This window comes from Crossiella cryophila, assembly GCF_014204915.1.
Classification (GTDB): domain Bacteria; phylum Actinomycetota; class Actinomycetes; order Mycobacteriales; family Pseudonocardiaceae; genus Crossiella; species Crossiella cryophila.
In genome coordinates this window covers 5,299,105-5,318,564 of sequence record NZ_JACHMH010000001.1, presented here as the reverse complement: position 1 = coordinate 5,318,564, position 19,460 = coordinate 5,299,105, and the positions used below count along the sequence as shown (strand labels likewise).

Genomic DNA, 19,460 nt, shown 5'->3' with positions numbered 1-19,460 from the left:
GCCGCACGACTGCCTACCAACCATTCGGTAGGTGGCGACGGTCGCGGCGCCATCGCCTACCGACCGTTCGGTGGGAAGTCAGACCGCGGCGCCCCCTGCGACCGGCAGCACCACGCCGGTCACGTACGAGGCCCGGTCGCTGAGCAGCCAGGCGGCCGATTCGGCGATCTCCGCCGGTTCGGCCGCCCGCCCCAGTGGTGTGGCCGCGATGATCCGGTCCAGCACGCCGGGTTCGAGTGCCTGCCACTGCTCGGCCATCTCGGTGCGGGTCAGCCCGGGGGCGATCGCGTTGATCCGGATCCCGGCCGACGCATAGGTCACCGCCGCCGATTCGGTGAGGCTGTTGACCGCGCGTTTGGCCGCCCCGTACGCGGGCAGCGCCGGGTTCGCGCGCAGGCTGCCCACGCTGCTGTTGTTGACGATCGCGCCGCCTCCACCGGCGAGCATGGCTTTCACCTGCGCCGACACCGCGTAGAACACGCCCTTGAGGTTGACCCGCAGCACCAGGTCGAAATCCTCCTCGGGGAACTCCGCCACCGGATGCGGCGGCACCCCGACCCCGGCGTTGTTGAACGCGACGTCGAGCCGGCCGTGCCGCTCCAGCACCACCTCCACCACCCGCCGCGCCTCGGCGGGCTCCCCGAGATCGGCGACCACGTAGGAGGCGCCGGGCAGGTCCGCGGCCACCTCCCGCAGCGCGCTCTCGGTGCGGGCGGCCAGCACCACGGTCGCGCCCTCCTGGGTGAACAGGCGGGCCGCCGCGGCCCCGATCCCCCGGCTGGCCCCGGTGACGAGCGCGATCTTCCCGGCCAGCAGTCCGTTCTGGGTCATGCCTCCACCGTGCCCGGCCGCCCCGCCCCCTGACAGGCCCTGGCGGTACCTGGCTGATCCGGCCGCGCTGAGCCATTCTCGACCCGTGGACAAACACGAACTCGGCCGGTTCCTGCGGTCGCACCGGGAACGGCTGGCCCCCTCCAGCGTGGGCCTGCCCGCGGCGGGCCAGCGCCGCACCCCCGGCCTGCGCCGCGAGGAGGTGGCCCAGCTCGCGCACATCTCCGCGCAGTACTACACCCGCCTGGAACAGGCCCGCGGCCCGAACCCGTCCCGGCGGGTGCTGGCCGCGCTCGGCCGGGCGCTGCGGCTCAACAACGCCGAGCGGGCCCACCTCTACGTCCTGTGCGGTCAGCAGGCCGAGCCGCCCGGTCCCTCCGCCGAGGTGCCGGACCGGATCCTGGACATGATCGAGCGGATGCCGCACACCGCCGCGATCGTGCTCGACGCCAGGTACGACGTGCTGGCCTGGAACCCGCTCGCGGCGGCGTTGCTGGAGGACTTCTCCGCGCTGCCGCCCAAGGAGCGCAACGCGATCCGCCGCTATTTCCTGAACCCGGACCCGGATCGCCCCAACTACGGCATGTCCGGCGGTGGCGACTTCGGCCGGTTCGCCGCCGGGCACCTGCGCGCGGTCGCCGCCCGCTACCCCGAGGACCCCGCCACCCAGGCGCTCATCCGCGACCTGCTGGCGCACAGCCCGGCCTTCGCCGAGCTGTGGCCCAGCCCCGAGGTCCCCGACCAGCGCAACCTGGTCAAGACGATCAACCATCCGCAGCTCGGCGCGATCCCGCTGACCTGCGACATCCTCGCCGTGCCCGAACGCGACCAGCACGTGGTGCTGTTCACCGCCGAGCCCGGCAGCCCGGCCGAGGACGCGATGCGGCTGCTCGCGGTGATCGGCCTGCAGCAGCTCGCCTAGGCCGCGCCGAACCACCTCGGCAGGTGTTCGAGCAGGTCCTGCTGGTCCTCGCCGACCCAGGCCACGTGGCCGTCCGGGCGCAGCAGCACCGCGGGCGCGTCGAGTTCCTCGCTGACCTCGACCACGTGGTCGACCCGGTCCGCCCAGCCCGCCGTGGAGAGCCGCCCGGTCTGGTCCAGCAGCAGTCCGCGACCGGCGTGCAGCAGCGAGTAGAGGCGGCCCTGTTTCAGCTCGATATCGCGCAGCCGCCGCCCGAGCAGCGCGTGCCCGTCGCCGAAGTCATAGCGGATCCCGATCGCGATGATCTTCTCGATCAGGTGCCGGTTGACCTCCTCGAAGTCCATCAGCTCGGCCAGCAACCGGCGCACCGCCTGGGCGCCGGGGTCGGTGGAGAGCAGCTGCATCTGCGCGCGGGTGTTGTCCAGCACGGCCGCGGCCACCGGACGCCGTTCGGCCTGGTAACTGTCCAGGAGTCCGTCCGGGGCCCAGCCGTTGACCGCGGCGGCCAGTTTCCAGCCCAGGTTGAACGCGTCCTGCAGCCCCATGTTGAGCCCCTGCCCACCGGTCGGCGGGTGCACGTGCGCGGCATCGCCTGCCAGCAGCACCCGGCCGGTGCGGTAGCGCTCCGCGAGCCGGGTGGCATCGCCGAAACGGGACAGCCAGCGCGGGGAGTGCACGCCGAAATCAGTGCCCCCGACCGCCACCAGCTGCCGCTTGAACTCTTCCAGGGTCGGCGGCACCGACCGGTCCTCGGCGACTCCCTCGGCGGGCACCAGCACCCGGAACACCCCGTCCCCCAACGGCATCGCGCCGAAGCGGAACTGGGTCTTGCGGACCTCGGCCATCACCTCGGCCAGCGTCTCCGGCGAGGCGGTCAGCTCCATCTCACCCAGCAGCGTCTCCACCCGGGACGGCTCGCCGGGGAAGTCGATACCGAGCAGCTTGCGCACCGTGCTGCGACCGCCGTCGCAGCCGACCAGGTAGCGGGCCCGCAACCGGTTGCCGTCGGCCAGCTCGACGTCCACCCCGTCCGCGTCCTGACTCAGCCCGGTCACCTCGGTGCCGCGCCGGATCTGCACGCCGACCTCGAGCGCGTGCTCGGTCAGCAGCCGGTCGGTGACGGGTTGCGGGATGCCCAATACGAAGGCGTGCGCGCTGTCCAGCCGCGGCGGCGTTGGCTTGGTGATCCCGGCGAAGAACCCGCCGACCGGGTACTGCTTGCCAGCCGCCAGGAAGGGCTCCAGCATGCCGCGCTGGTCGAGCACCTCGATGCTGCGCGCGTGCAGGCCGAGCGAGCGGACCACCTTGGTCGGCTCCGGCTCCTTCTCCAGCACGACCGCCTGCACGCCGTGCAACCGCAATTCACTCGCCAGCATCAGACCGGTCGGTCCACAACCGGCGATGATCACGTCAATCATTCGTCCCCCGATTCGCCAAGCGCGCAGGTGCGCGGGTACTGGCTTCGGTCGCAGAGTGTGCGGCAGACCGGGGGCCTTGCCGCAAGACCCCCTGTGCGCTATAAGTTGAAGTGGGCAAGGAGAGTTCGACCTCCTTGCCATTATTTTTGTCCGTTGTGGACGGTTACTGGTCAGCCAGTCCGCGCTGCCGGATCCGCACCAGCGCCTCCGGAGTGAGCGGCGGCGCGGGCAGTGCGGTCGGGCCGTCCCGCTCGGGCCGCAGCCCGTCGAGGATGAAACCCAGTGCGCGCCGGGACAGTTCGGGGTGTTCAGCGCCGCCCAGCGCGATGGTGGCCTGGACCGCGACGGAGAGCAGCATCATGTCCGTGGCCACGAAATCCGCCCGCAGCGCACCGGCTTCCTGAGCCCGGCGGACCATGGTGTCCAGGTGTCCGCCCATGGCCTGCTGGGTGGAGTCGATCAGGGCGGCCAGCCGGTCCGGTGGGGTGCCGCGGGCCCAGCCCAGTGCCTGGGTGTGGCCGCCCAGGGTGAGTTCGCGCAGGCCGCGGTCGGCGGCGAGTTGCCGGATCGAACTCTCGAAGAAGTCCGCGAACCCCTGCCAGGCGTCCGGGGCCGCGGCGGCCTGTTCGGCGAGCTGCTCGACCTCGCGCAGGCGGGGTGCGTAGACCTCGTGGATCAGGTCGTCCTTGTTGGCGAAGCGTCGGTAGACGGTGCCCACGCCCACCTCGGCCCGCTTGGCCGCGTCCGCGAGCGTGGCGTCCAGTCCCTGCTCGGCGAAGACCTCGGCCGCCGCGGTGAGCAGGCGTTCCAGGTTGGCACGGGCATCGCGGCGCATGCGCTGGAGGCTACCCGCGTCGACGGCGCCCGGCTGGCGTGACGCCGGTCTCGACAGCGGCAACCGGAATAGCTATTCCGCTACGATGGGAGCAGTCGAGGAAACGAGGTGTGCGATGAGCACGATCAGGTGTGCTGCGGCGCTGGTCTGCGCGTCCGCGTTGGTACTGGGCGGGTGCGCCCCGGCGGCCACGACGCCGCAGGACACGGCCGCGTCAACGGCCTGCCCGGCGAGTCCCCAGCCCCCGAACCGGGCCCGCCCCGGTCCGGCGATGCCCCAGCCGGACAAGGTGACGGTGCCCGTGGACACCAGCACCAGCAAGGTGATCAGCCCCGGCACCGAACCCCAGATCCACTGTGGACGGACACCGCTACAGACCACCAACGACCTCGTGTACGCGACCCCAGCCCCGGAACAACCACTGCGCCTGGACATCCAGCGCCCCGCGGCCGCGGGCCTGAAGCCCCTCGTGGTCTACCTCCCCGGCGGCGGCTTCGTCTCCGCCGACCGCAAACAGACCCTGAACCTGCGCACCTTCGTCGCCGAGGCCGGTTACGTGGTGGCGAGCATCGACTACCGGGTCCAGCCCAGCGGCGCGGTCTACACCGACGGCCTGGCCGACATCCGCGCCGCGATCCGCTACCTGCGCGCCAACGCCACCACCTACGGCATCGACCCGGCCAGGGTGGCTGTCTGGGGCGAGTCGGCCGGGGGTTACATGGCCGCGATGACCGGCGTCACCGGCGACTGCACGGACCTGGACCGGGGCGAGCACCTCGACCAGAGCAGCCGGGTGCAGGCCGTCATCAACAAGTTCGGCGCCTCCGACCTGAGCAAGCTGATGTCCGACTACGGCCCCGCCGCCGAAGCGGGCTTCGCCAGCGCCATCAGCCCCATCTCCACCTACATCACCGGCCCCACCGGCAAATCCCTGGCCGCCAGCCCCGCCGAGGTCACCGCCGCCAACCCGGTCACCCACGCCGGCGCGGGCGACCCGCCCACGCTGATCCTGCACGGCGACAACGACCTCGTCATCTCCCCCAGCCAAACCCTGTTGCTGCACAACGCCCTGGTCGCCGCGGGCGTGAACAGCACCCGGTACGTGATCCGCGACGCGGGCCACGGCGACCTGGCCTTCCTTGGCGATCCGAACGCGCGTTCGCCGTGGTCCACCGAGCAGGTCGCGGGGATCATGGTGGACTTCCTCGGCGCGAACCTGTCCTGACCCTGGCCAGCAGGCAGTGGTGGGGACGGCGCCGATACCGGGCGGCGCCGCCCCCACCACCTCAGCCGGCGATCAGGCCGACGGTGATCCCGCCGGTCGCCGCCCGGTCCCCGTCAATCACCACGGTGTAGTTGCCGGCACTGGGCAGCGCGGGCACCGCGAGATTGGCCGTGTCGGTCTTGAGCTTGCCGTCCAGACCGGTCAGCGGCTTGCCGTCCGGGCCGAGCACGCTGACCCGGAAGTTCTTCGAGGGCTGGAAGTTGTTGCCCGCGAAGGTCAAAGCCAGCTTCTGCCCGGCCGTGCCGGCGAAGGTCAGGGTGCCGTCCTGGCCGACCCTCGGCAGTACCAGCGGCACCGCCGCGCCGCCGACGGTGAGCGTGCCACCGTTGACCGCGGTGGACAGGGTCACCTTGATCTCGCCGGTGCCGGTGTTCTCATCGGTCGGGTCGAGCTGGATCTCGTAGGTCCCGGCGACCGGGAGCACGATGTCCTTGTCGTCGCGGCCGGCGTAGACCGAGCCGAAGCCGCCGCCGATCTCGGTTCCGTTGGGCTGGAACAACTTCACCCGGTACTGGCCGTTCAGCGTGGTGTCGGAGAAGCCGAGGCTGATCCGCTGGCCCGCCGTGCCCTGGAAGGTGGCGCGGGCGTTCTGACCGGCCCGCTGCACCGGCAGCACCACCGTGTCGCTGAACTCGCCCTTGTTGAGGTCCGAGGACAGCACGAAGGTGCCGACGCCGGAGACCGCACCCAGGTCCGCCAGGAACTCATAGGTCCCGGTGGTGGGGAAGGTGAAGTCCACGTTGTTGCGCGCGCCGATGTCGACGAGCTTCTTGCCGGTCGGGTCGCGCAGCACCGCGATCAGGCCGGTGCCCCACGGGTGCAGCATGCCAAGGCCGGCCTTCTGCCCGGCGGTGGCGTTGATGGTGAAGCGCACGTTCTGGCCGGGGCGGTCCACGGAGATCTCCGCGGGCTCACCGTCGAGCGGCAGCAGGCCGCCGTTGACGTCCTCGGACCCCCAGAGCGTGTAGGTGCCGGTGTTGGGCACCGGGTTGAACCACAGCGTGTAGTCGCCGTCGACCGGCAGCGCCTCGGGCATCTCGGCGTCCGCGCCGGGGGTCAGCTGCCAGCTCTTGCCGTTGGGGGCCACCACGCTCAGCGAGGGAATGGCCGCGCCCTGGGCGACATCGGTGATGCCGAAGCCCAGCTTCTGCCCGGTCTTGCCGGCGAAAACGAGCTTCTGCGCCTGGCCGAGCCGGGCCACGTTGAGCTGCTTGGGCGCGCCGCCGACGTCCACCCGGCCGGCGTCCACGCTCTGCGACAACGTGATCACCAGCGAGCCGGGCTGCGAACCGACGGTGAGGCTGTCACTGACCAGGAACACCTGGTACCGGCCTGCCACCTTGGCCTCGAAGGACAACGCGCTGGGCCGGGCGCTGAACGGGGTGGAGCTGAACAGCTGCCGGTCGTCCGGGCCGAAGATGGTGGCCATAACCTGGGCGCTGGCCGGGAAGTTCCAGTCGGTCGGGGTCAGGCTGTAGACCTGGCCAGCCTCGGCGTTGATGGTCAGCGCGACCTGGTACCACGGGTCGTGGAAGGCGATGCTGGTGGCGGCCCCGGTGGGGCTGAGCACGCCGCCGTCCTTGATGTTGGGCTGGATCACGTTGATCTTGCCGACGCCGGTGTCCGTGGTCGGGTCGATCACCAGCGAGTAGGTGCCGGTCACCGGCAGCGGCGGCAGCAGGTACTGGCCGCCCTCCTTGGCGAAGTTCTTCTCCACCCGGAAGCCGTCCACGAGCAGCTGCTTGCCGTTGGGCAGGTAGGGCTTGACGTCGAAGCGGGAGTTCAGCGTGCTCTTGTCGAAGCCGAAGCTGACCCGCTGGCCCGCGGTGCCGCTGAAGCGGATCAGGCCGATCTTCTTGGCCGCGTTGATGTCCACCAGCTGGCCCTTGGAGTCGGGCAGGATGCCGCTGGTGTAGGCGATGTCGGCGAACTTGTACCGCTCGGGCGCGATGACGAAGTCCTCCGCGCTGCTGGCGGAGCCGTCCGGGGTGCTCACCTGGACCTTGCCCGCGCCGGTGCCTGCCGGGACGAGCGCGGTCAGGCTGTTGTCCGCGGCGGCGGTCACGGTCGCGGTGACGCCGTTGATGCTCACCTTGGCCGCGGCGGTGTCGGTGCCGAAGCCGCTGCCGGAAATGGTGAAGCTGGCGCCCGCGTCACCGCCGATCGGGCTGAACCCGGTCACCGCGGGCGCGGCGGCGGCCAGCGCCACCCCTGGCGCCAGGGAGGCGATCACGGTGAAGGCGGCCGCCAGGGAAACAACCCCGGTCAGTCGGTTGCGCACGGAATTCCCTTCGTTCTCACGCATAGGTGAAGACCTCGGTCCTCAGGTCACAGGTGGCGATATAGCCGCCGAGTCCGGAACAGCCCTCGGGCAGCCGGTACCACCAATACTTGGTGCCGTCCGGGTCCATGATCAGCTCGATCCTGGACAACGAACGGACGTAGTGCTGACTTCCCGGGCGCGGACCGTAGAAGGTGGCCTTGCTCTCCACCGGTCCGTTGAACACCGGGCCGTCCTTGGGTGCGGCGTGTTCCAGCTGACCCTTGCCGGAGTACATCTTGGCCTGGATTTCCGACAGCGGGTTCGGGCCGGGGCCGCAGTTGAAGTTCGCGTAGTAGTTGATCGCCGCCACGCCACTGGCCGGGGTGGCGCCGTGGTTCCAGTGGCACTCGAACAGCGGCGGTTCGTCCTTGGTTCCCGCAGTTCCAGGCTTGATCGCGATGGCGACGAACTCGCCGGAGGTGACCTTGGCCGGAGCTGGTGCCGCCACGGCGGGGGCCGACACCAACCCGGCGGCGGACATCGCCGCGGCCGCCAGGAAACCAGCCCTTCTCATGAATGACATGAGTTCTCCTGATGACGTGAACAGAACTCGATATACATAATCAGGCGCAGCAAAAAGAGCCCTACAATAAATGCCTCCCCCAGGATGAGGCCGCGCACTCGCCACTGCCGCGAAGGGGCCCGGCGAGGAACGTTAGCAACTGACTGACCGACTGTAAACTGATTCAGTTTTTTCTCACCGGGGATTCAACGCTGGCTTAAACCGCCACGAAAGGAACCTGGCTCGAAAAGACCAGGCCCTCGCCGGTCTGCAGGCGCCGATGTGTACGGTGTGGCCGCATGGGCACCCGAACAGCCGTGAAGATCTGCGGCCTGACCAGGCCGGACGATGTGGACGCCGCGGTCGAGGCCGGCGCCGACGCGATCGGCTTCGTGCTCTACCCGCCCAGCCCCCGCCACGTCACCCCGGAACAAGCCGCTGAACTGGCCGCGCGGCTGCCCGCGTTCGTCACCCCGGTGCTGCTGTTCGTGAACACCCCCGCGCCCGAGGTGCTCGCCGCCGCCGCGGCCGTGCCCGGCGCGCTGGTGCAGTTCCACGGCGACGAGACCCCCGCCGACTGCTGGGCGGCCACCGGCCAGGGCCGACTCGCCTTCCTGCGCGCCGCCCGCATCCCCCTGGACCCCGGCACGCCACCGTTCGACCTGGTCGGCTTCGCCCGGCGATTCGACCGGGCCAGGGCGATCCTGCTCGACGCGCACGTGCCCGGTTACGGCGGCGGCGGCCGCACCTTCGACTGGTCCCTGCTACCCGCCGCCCCCGACTCACACCTGGTGCTCAGCGGCGGACTCACCCCGGGCAACGTCACCGAGGGCATCACGACGTTGCGTCCGTTGTGCCGCACGCTGTCGGTGGACGTCAGTTCCGGGGTCGAGGCGAGCAAGGGCGTCAAGGACCACGGCCGGATCCGCGAGTTCATCGCCGCCGTCCGCGAGGCCTGACTCAGCCGGACGGCTCCTCCACCAGCAACGCGGCCAGCCGCGCCCGGAAGGCGTCCCGGAGTTCGGCCGGGGCGAGCACCCGAACCGGCGTGGCCAGCCGCAGCAGCCGGGTGACCAGCTCGTCCAAGTCGTTGCCGCCCAACGTGATCACCGTGACATCCGGCCCGTCGGGCTCGTGCAGGCCAGCGCCGGGCGGCACGAGCTGGCGGGCCCGGTGCAGCGGCACGGCCAGCCGCACGGTCGCGTAGACCGGGTAGTTGCTGGTGAGCATCTCCGCGACCAGCCGGGCCGCGTCCGGCGGATCGCTGATCGCGGTCGGCGCCCCGGTGCGCTCAACCCCGGTGACCCGGTCCGCGCGGAAGGTCCGCCACTGCCCACGCACCACGTCCATGGCCACCAGGTACCACCGATTCCTGGTGCGCACCAACCGGTACGGGTCCACCTCGCGCACACTGGCCCGATCCAGCCGGTCCCGATAGGACAGTCCAATCCGGACCTCGCCCCGGCAGGCGCCCGCCAGTTCCAGCAACACCTTCGAGGACACCGGGTCCTCCCCCGCCCTCGGCGTCTGCTCCACGGCCGCGTCGAACTCGGCCAGCCGCGAGGCGATGTGCCGGGGCAGCAACCCCTGCAACTTCAGCAACGCCGACAGCGCGGCCTGATCACTGCCCAGCGTCCCGGTCAGCGCGGTCTCCCGCAGCGCCACCGCCACCGCGAGGGCCTCCTCGTCGTCCAGGTTCAGCGGCGGCAGCGCGCTGTCCCGGCGCAGCCGGTAGCCGCCCCACGGCCCGGCGCCGGACTCGATGCCGTAGCCGAGTTCGCGCAGTTTGGCGATATCGCGCCGGACGGTCCGCTCGGTGACGTCGAGCCGCTCGGCGAGTTCGTGGTTGGTCCACGACGGACGCGCGGACAGCACCGACACGAGGCGGAGCAGTCGCGCCGACGCACTCATCACATCGGGGAGACTAGGACGTGACCAGGACAGGAGCTGGCCGGGTCGCGACCTACCGTGCCGCCATGGCAACTACCGACACCGCCGACTACACCGCCCTGGACCCGTTCTTCGGCGTCATCCAACGCGGGCTGGACGGCCTGGCCGACGGCGCGCACTTCTTCGACCTGTTCGCCGCCGACGCCGTCACCGAGTACGTGGTCACCATCCCCGGCTACCCCAGGCGGGTGGACAGCCGGGCCGCGCTGATGGCGCTCTACGCGGGCTACGGCGACGGGATCCGCCTGCACTGGGCAGGCGACCTGGCCGTGCACCAGGACCGGGAGGCCGGGGTGGTCGTGCTGGAGTACGGCGTCGCGGGCAAGATCGTGGCCACCGGCGCGGACTACGCCAACCGGTTCGTCTCGATCATCACCATCAGGGACCGCAAGATCACCCACTGGCGGGACTACCTGGACTCCTACGCCGCGATGCGGGCCGTGGGCAACGGCGCTCCGGCTCCCGAGTGAGGAAAGCCGGCGGTCCGGTGACCAGGTCACCGAACCGCCGGACTCCTACCCCACCTCGGTTCTAGCCTGCCGGGACCGGCAGTGGCATACCGGGCACGCTCTGATCGGCCGGGACGACCCCGTCCACCAGGTAGGCGTTGACGATCTTGTCCACCCTGGCGTTGCCGCCGCTGTAGATGCCGTGGTCACCCTCATCGGTGACAGTCAGCAGCCGCGAGTTCTGGAACGCCGCGCGGGCCCGCCTGGCGCCCTCGATCGCGGTGGCGCCGTCCTTGTCGGCCTGCACGATCAGCACCGGCGGCACGCCCTTGCCGTCCAGCTTGGGCAGCGGCCGCGGCCGCTCCGGCCAGAACGCGCAGATCTGGAAGCTCATCCAGCCCGCGCCGTAGAGGGACAGGCCGCTGTCGTACTGCTGCTGCGAGCGGCGGATCAGCGACTCCCGGTCGCCGGTCCACGGACCGTCGTTGCACAGCGTGTGCCACAGCGTGGCCAGCATCGCGTCCGGCGCCTGGGCCCGCACCTTGTCCATGGCCTCCTTGACCGGGCCCTCCGCCGCGGCCTTGGCCCTGGTGGACGCGCCCTGCTCGGTCAGCGTCCTGAGCTGGACCAGCCGCTCGGCCAGGGTGGGGAACTGCGCCTTCTCCTTGAGCGAGCCCAGGATGAGGCTGTCCACCATGCTCGGGTAGATCTTCACCCCGCCGATCTCCACCGGCTTGCGGGAGAGCGCGGCCCGCACCTGCTCGAAGTTCTGCCGGGCGGCCTCGCCGGTGGCGCCGAAGTGGTACTTGGCCTCATAGCGGGCGATCCAGGGCAGGAAGTCCTGCCGCCAGCGCCGCTCGAAGGCCATCGGCTGCCAGTCGAAGGACTGCTGCCAGCTCGCGGTGAACTCGGTCGCGGAGTCCAGCACGAACCGCCCGACCCGGTTCGGGAACCGCTGCGCGTAGTGCGCGCCCAGCCAGGTGCCCGCCGAGTACCCGATCCAGTTGATCTTCTGCCGGCGCAGCAGCACCCGCAGCAGGTCCAGGTCCTTGGTCATCTGGAAGGTGTTGATCAGCGATCCCAGCTCGCCGGATGCCTGCCGACAGGTCTTGGCGCCCTCCCGCACCGCGTCCACGAGCAGGTCCAGGTTGCGCGGATCCCGGTTGCGCGCGTCCAGCTCGGGGGCCGGACCGGCCATCCCGCCGCAGGTGATGTTGGTGCTCTGGCCGGTGCCCCTGGAGTCGATGCCGATGACCTCCTGGTGTTCCCGCAGCCGGTCCTGGCCGCGGAAGTGCAGCGGCAGCGACCGGCCGGGGCCGCCGGGGCCACCCGGGTTGGTCAGCACCGAGGCGGTGGTGACGCCGGTGGCACGCAGCCTGCTGACCGCGATGGTCAGGTCCTCGCGCTCGAAGAGCCGCTCCCAGTTCCGCGGCGTGGCGAACGTGGCGCACTCCAGCAGGCCGACCTCACCCGGCGGCGTGCCGGGCAGCTCCTCGGTCGTACACGGGTGCCAGCCCAGTGCCTGTGCGGCGTAGCGGGCCGGGATGTGCGTGGAGTTCAGCGCCTCCGCCGCCGGTTCGGCCAGCGCCGGGGTCAGCCCGGCGAACAATCCACCCACGACCACCGAGACCATCCCGGCGACACGCAGTCTTCTCCCACTCAAGGTGTTCCCCCTCTTCCGATTCTGCCTCGCCCGCGACGGGCTCAGCGGGTCATCCGGACCAGCACGTCGACCTGGGCCGGGTTGTAGAGATCGGTGATGGCCTGGCTCATCGCCTGCAGCCCGGTGGCCGCACCCAGCGGCGCACCGGCGAACAGGTCCTTCAGCTCCGGCGTGCCCTCGATCATCCGCCTGCTCACCGGCGCCAGCCGTTCGGCCAGGTCCTGCCGGGTCTGCTCGTCGGCGTCGGCCGGCAGGCTGTTGAACTCGACGATCACCGGGTCCGAACTGGTCTTGCGCACCATCTCCGCGTAGGACCGCAGCATCGACGGCGCCAGGATCCGGGTCAGCACCACCACGAAGTCCCGGTCCGCGGGACTGATCGTGGTGCCGGCCACCGCCTGGGCCACCTCGGGACCCAGGTCGGTCGGCGCGGACCGCCGCAGGATCAGGGCCAACTCGGCCCGCACCCGCTGCAGCCGCTCGATGGTCTCGGCCAACTCGGTGTCCAGTGAGCGCAATGCCTCTTCCGGGTGCTCATCGGCATCGCCCAGTTCGGCGATCTGGGTCAGTGACAACCCCAGACCGGTCAACCGCTTGATGCGCAACACCCGGATCAGGTGAGCCACGCTGTACCGCTTGTAACCGTTGGCCCGCCGCTCCGGTTCCGCCAGCAGCCCGACGTCGTGGTAGTGCCGCACCGCGCGCACGGTCGTGCCGGCCAGTTCGGCCAACTGCCTGGTGCTCCAGCCCACGACGGTCACTCCCCGAGCCCTGCTTCCCCGGCACGATCGCGCCGACAGGGAACAGTCCAAACTATGCCGCTACGGCACGGTCAAGCCCCTGACCCGATCGGCGCTGTCCGGATCCGGACAGCGACTCCTCCACTGTGGACAGACCGGGTATCGGCCGGGTGGTTCCGCCCGGTTCACCGGGTGCCCGCCCACGCCGGGTTCGACACTGGTCCGCATGACGCGACGCGTACCCACCCGACTGCTCGCCACCCTCGCCGCAACAACACTCTCCCTCGCCACCCTGGTGGCCGTGGCCCCCGCCGCCAGTGCGGCGCCGGACTGCGCGAAGGTCGAGCACTCGGCCAAGGGGATCTGGCAGCGGGTGACCGTGACCAACAACTGCCGCAACAACATCAGCTACGTGGTCCGCCGCGCGCACGGCCCGGACAGCAAGTGCACCATCGTGCCCCCGCGCCACCAGCACTACTTCGAGTGGGCCCGCTACGGCGCCCGCTGGCAGGGCATGCACTGGGACTGCGCCTGATCATCATTCGTGGCCCGCATCACCCCCAGCTCGCCCTGATCACTTGTTAGGATTAGGCGATCACTGGGGGTGATCGCATGGATAACGCGGAAAGCACGCGCTACATCCAGATTCTGGTTGCGGGCAGGGAAATCCCGCGCATCGTGGTCCGGGTGACCGGGACGATCGAGGAGAGGTTCACCCAGGAATCGCGCTGGGAACCCTCCGACCTGCTGAGCCGGGTGCCGGACGAACCACTGTGGAGCACCCACGAGTACTCAGCCTGGTCGGCCGAAGGCCTGCCGGAAAGACTGGCGAAGGAAGTGCTCAACGCACGCAAGACCTCGGAGCTGGCCGAGGTCACCTACTACGCGGTGCGCCACGACAAGGTGCGCGAGCCCGGCATCGACGGCGCGTTCGCGCTCATCCGGCGAACGGATCGGCGCAGCGAGGAGAAGTACGACGGGTACCACCTGTGGTCGTGGACCGACCTGATCGGGCAGTGGAACACCGACCGGGTCACCGACTACAGCTACTTCCCGGTGAGCCCCGAGGAGGCAGAGCGGCTCCGGCAGCGGCTCGACCGGGAGACCGCCGAGAACTGGCGCCACCACGCCGTAACCGAGCACGGCAGGCTGAGGGCCGTGGTGCGGGTGGGCGTGGGCCCGGACCGGCAAGGCTGGGAGATGTACTTCACCGGATACGAGTGGTGGCACACGAAAGCGTGGGGCGAGGCGCCGGACCCGAGTCGGCAGACCGAGGAGATCGACTACCAGCGCGCCGTCGAACTGATGCCCGAACTGGTCCAGCGGAACCGGGCCGAACTCACCGGCGGCTACGCGCTCTTCCACCAGCCGAGCGACGTGATCGACCTGGAAAACGCCTACCAGGTGGTCCAGGAACTCCGGCCCGAGCACCGGATCTTCCTGCCGTTGGAGGAAAGGGAAGCGAAGGCCCTCGCCGGGCAGATCCTGGTCCGGAACGCGAAGCGGCAGGCCGCCCCGGTGGACGGCTACCACTACTTCGCGTACTTCGCCCTCGACGCGGACATGCATGACCTCGGCAAGGTGATGTCGGTGATCCGCGCTCCCCTGGCCGAAACCAGGCCGTACGAGGTGTTCCTGCGCGAAGGCGAGTGGCCGCCGACCAGACAGCGGCACTGGCCACACACCTTGCCCCTCGACGAGGAGGGCATCGAGCAGGCCACCCGCGTGATCGCGGCGGCCAAGACCCGCTATTTCATGGTCAGCCTGGCGGGCCAGGAAGGAACAGAGCTGGTCCGGCTCACCGGCACCACCGAGGAAACCAGCCACGACCTCGGCTGGCTCCCGTCCAACCGCATCGAACACTGGCGCGAGACCCCCCGTTTGCTCGTCAGCGAGTACGACAAGGGGACGCTGGACCTGCATCGGTTCTACGACGCCAAGTTCGCCAGGGCGAAAGCGTTGGAGGGCAACGAGTACGAGTACCTGGCTTTCTTCGAGGAGCTGGCGGAGGCATTCGACTTCGGCAACGCGTACCTGCTCGTGCGGCGCAAGGACAACGTCAGCGAGGAGTTCCTCCGCCCGGACGGCTGGACCCGGACGGACCGGGCCCGGCAGCTCGACCAGCGCGGATCACAACCGGAATGGCAACTGCCGATCACCGAGGAGGAGATTCGGGGGCTGACCGCATGACGACCCGGTACACGCTGATTTCCGTTGCGGGACAACGCCTCCCACACGCCGTGGTCCGGGTGACCGGCGAAGTCGAGGAAGCGTTCACCCACAACCTGCGCTGGGAACCATCGGATCTGCTGAGCCGGGTGCCGAACGAGTCGGACTGGAGCACGCGCGAGCTGACCGGGCCCGAGGACCACCTGGTCTCGATAGTGCGCACGATCCGCGGCAGGCGGCACCATTCCTCGGTCTACCCGCAGTACTACGCGGTGTTCAAGGACGCCGCGGACGTGGTCGACCTGGACAAGGCGTACCTGCTCCTGCGGGAGCGGGGGCGTTACCACGAGCAGAAATACACCGGGATCCAGACCTGGTCCGGCAGCGACAAGCTGTACCGGCTCACCAGCGGCCGGGACTGTCTGGAGGAGTACGTCTCGGTGAGCGCGGCCGAGGCCGAACAGGTCCAGCGACGGCTCGACCAGCGATACCAGGAGGGCACATGAACTGGGGACTGCGCGACTTCTACGGCGGCGTCGAGGACGAGAACGTCCGCTACACGGTGATTCACATCGAGGGCCGGCAACTCCCGCACGCCGTCGTCCGCATGACCGGCACGGTGGAAGAAGCCTTCACCCACGACCTGCACTGGCAACCCGCCACCCTGCTCAGCCAAGTGCCGAACGAGCCGACCTGGATCGCCCGCGAGGCGAATCTGGGGTACGCCAACGGTTTCCTGGTCGAGATGGTGCGGGTGATCCGCGGCGCGCGGTATGACTCTGAGGTGGTCGAGTTCAAGTACCACGCGGTGTTCAAGGACACCGTGGACGTGCTCGATCTGGACAAGGCGTACCTGCTCATCCGGCAGCCGGATCCACACAAGGAGCACAAGTATGTCGGGTACGGGATGTGGGAGGAGACCGACAAGCTGTACCGGTTGTGGTCCGGCCGGGACTGGACCGAGGAGTCCGTCTCGATCAGCGCGGCCGAGGCGGAACACCTCAAGCGGCAGATCGACCGGCGCTGGGCGGTGAATCACCGCCACCACCTCCGCACCGAGCACGGCCGGGCTGCCGCGGTGATCCGTGTGCTGACCGTGCCGGACCGGGAACCGCGGGAGTGGGTGTTCACCGGGGACGGCCGGTGGAAATCCGCGGACCTGCTGGGCCAGGCGCCGGAGCCGGGGCGGCTGGATGTGGAGGTCGGCTGGGAACACGCGGTCGAGCAGTTGGCGGTACTGGTCCAGCAGCATCGGGCGGGGTCCGCGGGCGGGTACGCGGTGTTCCACCGGGCGACCGATGTGCTCGACCTCGAACTGGCCTACGACGTGGTCCCGGAGTTGGGCCCCGGGCACCGGATCTCGTTGCCGTTGCGGGAAGGCGAGGCCGAACCGCTCGCGACGCGGGTGGCGATGCGGAACAGCAAGCGGCATGCCGAGGTGACCGATGGCAGGCACCACTTCGCGCTGTTCAACTTCGCGGCGGACAGCAAGGATCTCGACCGGGCCTACTCGGTGGTCCGTTGCCCGGCGGGCCGGACCGGGCCGTGGGAGGTGTTCCGGCAGCCGGGTGACTGGCCGCCGACGAGGCAACCGGCCAGCACGCACACGCTGCCGATCGGCGGGGCCGACATCGAGCGGATCACCCGCAGGCTCGCGGCCGCGGAGATCCGGTACTTCGAGATCCGCAGCCGCGAGGTCGGTCCGGTGGCCAAGATCCGACTCACCAGGACCACCGAGGAAGCCGCCGAGGATCTCGGCTGGATCCCGTCGGACTTCCTTGTCCGCCAACGGGATGAGCCGGACTGGACCGTCGCCGAGACGGACGAGTGGGGCATGGCCCGGATCAGATTCCACGCGGCCCGGCTGGACAGGTCGGTCGCGCTGCGGGACAACGAGTACCAGTACCTGGCGATCTTCGCCGAGGTGGCCGCGGCCTTCGACCTCGGCAACGCGACCATGGTGGTGCGCAAGAAGAACGACGTCGTCGAGGAATTCGTCCGGCCCGGCGGCTGGGCGCGCACGGACCGGACTCGGCAGTTCGACCACGTGCTGACCCGGCCGTACTGGCAGTTGCCGATCACCGAGGAGGAACTGCGGGGGCTGATCGCGGATTAGCCGACCGGGAACCGGGTGCGCATGTGCATCACCTGGTACGGGCGGCTGGTGGAGAGCAGGTAGTGCAGCGTGACCGACCGGTCCGCGGGGTGCCACTGGGTGAGTGGTTCGAGGATGAACGCGCCGTAGGCCCAGCCGGTGCCGTCACGCAGTCCGCTGGGATCCTGCTCGTCCAGGGTGTCGATGCCGGGCCAGTGCATGTACCGGGCGTAGGCGCCGTCCCGGCAGGGGTTGAAGATCTCGATCTCGGCCGACCACGGACCGGTCGGCCGGGACGCCACCCTGGCCACCACCGGGTCGCGGGGGCGGTTCTCGCCGCCGATGCCGAACGGGGAAGCGTTGCTGTACAACGCGATCCAGCGCTGGGCCTGGGCGACATAGGTCAGCGACACCGAGGTGTAGCCGGGCGGTCGCAGCCACAGCGGCTGCATGCCGGCGGGCTCCCCCGGCGGCGACCAGCCCTGCGCGCCGCGGTGGTAGCGGATCTCGCCCGCGCTCGGCGCCTGGCCGGGGGTCAGCGGCAGCCAGGCCAGGTGCACCGCCGCCTGGTTGCCGTCGGTGACGCCGCCGCCGAGCAGCACCAGGCCCCGGCCGGTGTCGCTGGGCAGGTCGTCGAACGCGGCGTTGTCCACCACCGTCGGCGCCACCTGCCAGAACTCGTTCTCGCCCCAGCGGAACACCTGCTCGAACGGCTTGCCGTCACCCGGATTCGCCGTCCTGGTCAGGTAGGCGTTGGGTTCCTTGTAGCCGGAGGCATCCGGCTTGTCGAAGATCAGGTAGAAGACGTAGGCGTGCTCGCCGTGGCTGAACGCGCCGGTGGGGGTCTGGTCGGTCAGCGGGACCAGCAGTGACCCGTCCGGTCTGCGCACGGTGATCGGCGCGAAGTACCGCCCGGACCGGATCAGCTCGAAGCTCACCTGGTCCGGAGTCAGCCTGGACGCCCAGGCCACCGCGTCGGCGTCGTGCGCGGGGCCGTCGCCGCGGCCGGAGCGCGGCACATCGCCGAAGAACACCCAGTGCCTGCCGTTGTGCGTGGTGCTCGGACCCAGGTCGATGCCGCGCGCGCCCGCGTCCAGGAAGGCCGGTGTGGCCGAGACCTGGGACACCCGTTCACCGCGCAGGGTCGGCGCCGGTCCGGCCCCGGTGCGCGCGCCCAGTGGGGTCAGGCAGGGTGCCCAGATCCCGTTGTGGTGCTTCCACAGGATCCGGGCGAAGTAGCTCTGGTCACCGGCGAAGACCTCGAGCTGGTCGTTGACCGGGTAGGCCGCGCTGGCCAGCGGGGCGCCCTTGACCAGGCCGTGGTCGGCGGTGAGCGGATGCGGTTCGGGCGCCCAGGTTCCGTTGCCCGCCTTGGACTGCACACAGACCCGGCCGAGGTTGTCGACCACGTGCACCTCCAGCTGCCCGGCCGAGGGGTAGTGCACCGCGGTCACCGCGGCTCCCGGCGGCGCGAAGTTGTCGCCGGAGAGCCGGTGCGGGCCCTGCCAGGCCGCGCCGGCCGGTTTCCGCATCGACCGCAGCGCGCCTCGTTTGTCGACGTAGAACACCTCCAGGCACTGACTCGGCGGGAAGTGCAGCGCGGCGATCCCGGCCCGCTGCGGCACGGTCCCGGCCGTGCCCGGCAGGGTGAACGGCGGCTGCCAGTTGTGCTGGACGTGCGGTGCCTTCCAGAAGCCGATGATCCCCTCGTTGCCGCCGGCCACGAACACCTCCAGGGTGTCCGCGGGCGGGAAGTGCGCGGCCGCGATCGGCGCGCCACCCGGCGCCTGCCCGGACGCGTTGGCCAGCCGGAAGGACGGCTGCCAGCCGACAGTCGGCGACTTCCAGGTGGCGTGCACGCCGCCGTCGTCACCCACCGCGAAGACCTCCAGGGTCCGCGCGGGCGGGTAGTGCACCGCGACGGAATGGGCGTCCCCGGTCACCGCGGGGAAGGCGGCCAGCTGGAACGGCGCCCGCCACTGGTCCTGCACGTGCGGGGCCTTCCACACCCCGTGCGCCGCACCCCGGCCGATCCGGAACACCTCCAGGGTCCCGGCAGGCTCGTAGTACACCCCGGACAGCGGCGCGCCCGGACCGGCGAAACCCCTGCCGCTCAACGGATGCGGCGGGTTCCAGGTGCCGTTGTCGGACTTCCAGACCACCTTGAGCGCGCCGTCGTCGTCCACGGCGAACACCTCGAGCTGCCTGGTGGCCGGGTAGTTGAGCGCGAGCGGCCTCAGCGGAGCGGTCATGCGGCCAGTCTGGGACAGGGTTGGTG

17 protein-coding genes are annotated in these 19,460 nt (G+C 70.3%); 8 read left to right on the top strand and 9 right to left on the bottom strand.

The genetic code is table 11. From position 1 onward, the window contains the following. Window positions 1-78 precede the first annotated feature (78 nt). Window positions 79-831 carry an SDR family NAD(P)-dependent oxidoreductase gene (locus tag HNR67_RS23410; RefSeq protein WP_185004344.1) on the bottom strand — a complete coding sequence of 251 codons (753 nt, stop codon included), beginning with the start codon at window positions 829-831 and terminating at the stop codon, window positions 79-81. 85 nt (window positions 832-916) lie between these two features. Between HNR67_RS23410 and HNR67_RS23405 the strand changes: the two genes are divergently transcribed. Then, a complete protein-coding gene (locus tag HNR67_RS23405; RefSeq protein ID WP_185004343.1) occupies window positions 917-1,753 on the top strand; it encodes a helix-turn-helix transcriptional regulator in 837 nt (278 codons plus the stop codon). On the opposite strand, the gene rox is transcribed toward HNR67_RS23405, so the two are convergent. Next, the gene (rox, locus tag HNR67_RS23400) at window positions 1,750-3,171 is read right to left on the bottom strand and encodes a rifampin monooxygenase (RefSeq protein WP_185004342.1); all 1,422 of its coding nucleotides are present in this window, start codon (window positions 3,169-3,171) and stop codon (window positions 1,750-1,752) included. The genes HNR67_RS23405 and rox overlap by 4 nt on opposite strands. A 163-nt stretch (window positions 3,172-3,334) precedes the next feature. Continuing rightward, window positions 3,335-4,006, bottom strand: a complete 672-nt coding sequence (locus HNR67_RS23395; protein ID WP_185004341.1) for a TetR/AcrR family transcriptional regulator — start codon at window positions 4,004-4,006, stop codon at window positions 3,335-3,337. Window positions 4,007-4,121: 115 nt separating this feature from the next. Here HNR67_RS23395 and HNR67_RS23390 point away from each other — a divergent pair, with 115 nt between their 5' ends. Continuing rightward, a complete protein-coding gene (locus HNR67_RS23390) occupies window positions 4,122-5,231 on the top strand; it encodes an alpha/beta hydrolase (RefSeq protein ID WP_221490017.1) in 1,110 nt (369 codons plus the stop codon). 61 nt (window positions 5,232-5,292) lie between these two features. Here the strand turns inward: HNR67_RS23390 and HNR67_RS23385 are convergent, their stop codons facing one another. Continuing rightward, window positions 5,293-7,596, bottom strand: a complete 2,304-nt coding sequence (locus HNR67_RS23385) for an IPT/TIG domain-containing protein (RefSeq protein WP_221490016.1) — start codon at window positions 7,594-7,596, stop codon at window positions 5,293-5,295. Further along, window positions 7,589-8,137, bottom strand: coding sequence for a hypothetical protein (locus tag HNR67_RS23380; protein ID WP_185004339.1), 549 nt, complete (start codon window positions 8,135-8,137; stop codon window positions 7,589-7,591). Before HNR67_RS23380 ends, HNR67_RS23385 begins: the two co-directional genes overlap by 8 nt. 278 nt (window positions 8,138-8,415) lie before the next feature. On the opposite strand from HNR67_RS23380, the gene HNR67_RS23375 reads away from it, so the two are divergent. Beyond that, complete coding sequence (locus HNR67_RS23375) at window positions 8,416-9,075, top strand: phosphoribosylanthranilate isomerase (RefSeq protein ID WP_185004338.1); 660 nt, start codon at window positions 8,416-8,418, stop codon at window positions 9,073-9,075. Window position 9,076: 1 nt separating this feature from the next. Here HNR67_RS23375 and HNR67_RS23370 read toward each other — a convergent pair whose 3' ends face one another. Then, a complete protein-coding gene (locus tag HNR67_RS23370; protein WP_221490015.1) occupies window positions 9,077-10,027 on the bottom strand; it encodes a helix-turn-helix transcriptional regulator in 951 nt (316 codons plus the stop codon). 65 nt (window positions 10,028-10,092) lie between these two features. Between HNR67_RS23370 and HNR67_RS23365 the strand changes: the two genes are divergently transcribed. Beyond that, a complete protein-coding gene (locus HNR67_RS23365) occupies window positions 10,093-10,536 on the top strand; it encodes a nuclear transport factor 2 family protein (protein ID WP_185004336.1) in 444 nt (147 codons plus the stop codon). A 61-nt stretch (window positions 10,537-10,597) separates the two neighbouring features. Here the strand turns inward: HNR67_RS23365 and HNR67_RS23360 are convergent, their stop codons facing one another. Together HNR67_RS23360 and HNR67_RS23355 are read right to left on the bottom strand one after the other, a co-directional pair. Then, window positions 10,598-12,148 carry an alpha/beta hydrolase gene (locus HNR67_RS23360; protein WP_185011000.1) on the bottom strand — a complete coding sequence of 517 codons (1,551 nt, stop codon included), beginning with the start codon at window positions 12,146-12,148 and terminating at the stop codon, window positions 10,598-10,600. Between the two features lie 71 nt (window positions 12,149-12,219). After that, a complete protein-coding gene (locus tag HNR67_RS23355; protein WP_312987884.1) occupies window positions 12,220-12,939 on the bottom strand; it encodes a helix-turn-helix domain-containing protein in 720 nt (239 codons plus the stop codon). A gap of 205 nt (window positions 12,940-13,144) precedes the next feature. Here HNR67_RS23355 and HNR67_RS23350 point away from each other — a divergent pair, with 205 nt between their 5' ends. From HNR67_RS23350 to HNR67_RS23335, 4 genes are all read left to right on the top strand, one after another. Further along, complete coding sequence (locus HNR67_RS23350; protein WP_185004335.1) at window positions 13,145-13,453, top strand: hypothetical protein; 309 nt, start codon at window positions 13,145-13,147, stop codon at window positions 13,451-13,453. Between the two features lie 77 nt (window positions 13,454-13,530). Next, window positions 13,531-15,108, top strand: coding sequence for a hypothetical protein (locus HNR67_RS23345; protein ID WP_185004334.1), 1,578 nt, complete (start codon window positions 13,531-13,533; stop codon window positions 15,106-15,108). Further along, window positions 15,105-15,593 (top strand): hypothetical protein, encoded by a 489-nt coding sequence (locus HNR67_RS23340; protein WP_185004333.1) that lies wholly within the window; start codon window positions 15,105-15,107, stop codon window positions 15,591-15,593. Before HNR67_RS23345 ends, HNR67_RS23340 begins: the two co-directional genes overlap by 4 nt. Further along, the gene (locus HNR67_RS23335) at window positions 15,590-17,203 is read left to right on the top strand and encodes a hypothetical protein (RefSeq protein ID WP_185004332.1); all 1,614 of its coding nucleotides are present in this window, start codon (window positions 15,590-15,592) and stop codon (window positions 17,201-17,203) included. The genes HNR67_RS23340 and HNR67_RS23335 overlap by 4 nt, the downstream gene beginning before the upstream one ends. On the opposite strand, the gene HNR67_RS23330 is transcribed toward HNR67_RS23335, so the two are convergent. After that, entirely contained in the window at window positions 17,200-19,434 is a 2,235-nt protein-coding gene (locus HNR67_RS23330) for a DUF4185 domain-containing protein (protein ID WP_185004331.1), read from the bottom strand. The two genes, HNR67_RS23335 and HNR67_RS23330, sit on opposite strands and share 4 nt — an antisense overlap. Window positions 19,435-19,460: the final 26 nt, after the last annotated feature.

What these genes read in the sequence shown, in the direction of transcription:
- HNR67_RS23340 (WP_185004333.1), top strand. Translation starts at nt 15,105, where the DNA reads ATGACGACCCGGTACACGCTGATTTCCGTTGCGGGACAACGCCTCCCA.
- HNR67_RS23350 (WP_185004335.1), top strand. Translation starts at nt 13,145, where the DNA reads ATGACGCGACGCGTACCCACCCGACTGCTCGCCACCCTCGCCGCAACA.
- HNR67_RS23390 (WP_221490017.1), top strand. Translation starts at nt 4,122, where the DNA reads ATGAGCACGATCAGGTGTGCTGCGGCGCTGGTCTGCGCGTCCGCGTTG.
- HNR67_RS23335 (WP_185004332.1), top strand. Translation starts at nt 15,590, where the DNA reads ATGAACTGGGGACTGCGCGACTTCTACGGCGGCGTCGAGGACGAGAAC.
- HNR67_RS23365 (WP_185004336.1), top strand. Translation starts at nt 10,093, where the DNA reads ATGGCAACTACCGACACCGCCGACTACACCGCCCTGGACCCGTTCTTC.
- HNR67_RS23330 (WP_185004331.1), bottom strand. Translation starts at nt 19,434, where the DNA reads ATGACCGCTCCGCTGAGGCCGCTCGCGCTCAACTACCCGGCCACCAGG.
- HNR67_RS23345 (WP_185004334.1), top strand. Translation starts at nt 13,531, where the DNA reads ATGGATAACGCGGAAAGCACGCGCTACATCCAGATTCTGGTTGCGGGC.
- HNR67_RS23410 (WP_185004344.1), bottom strand. Translation starts at nt 831, where the DNA reads ATGACCCAGAACGGACTGCTGGCCGGGAAGATCGCGCTCGTCACCGGG.
- HNR67_RS23380 (WP_185004339.1), bottom strand. Translation starts at nt 8,137, where the DNA reads ATGTCATTCATGAGAAGGGCTGGTTTCCTGGCGGCCGCGGCGATGTCC.
- HNR67_RS23375 (WP_185004338.1), top strand. Translation starts at nt 8,416, where the DNA reads ATGGGCACCCGAACAGCCGTGAAGATCTGCGGCCTGACCAGGCCGGAC.
- HNR67_RS23360 (WP_185011000.1), bottom strand. Translation starts at nt 12,148, where the DNA reads ATGGTCTCGGTGGTCGTGGGTGGATTGTTCGCCGGGCTGACCCCGGCG.
- HNR67_RS23370 (WP_221490015.1), bottom strand. Translation starts at nt 10,027, where the DNA reads ATGAGTGCGTCGGCGCGACTGCTCCGCCTCGTGTCGGTGCTGTCCGCG.
- HNR67_RS23395 (WP_185004341.1), bottom strand. Translation starts at nt 4,006, where the DNA reads ATGCGCCGCGATGCCCGTGCCAACCTGGAACGCCTGCTCACCGCGGCG.
- rox (WP_185004342.1), bottom strand. Translation starts at nt 3,171, where the DNA reads ATGATTGACGTGATCATCGCCGGTTGTGGACCGACCGGTCTGATGCTG.
- HNR67_RS23385 (WP_221490016.1), bottom strand. Translation starts at nt 7,596, where the DNA reads ATGCGTGAGAACGAAGGGAATTCCGTGCGCAACCGACTGACCGGGGTT.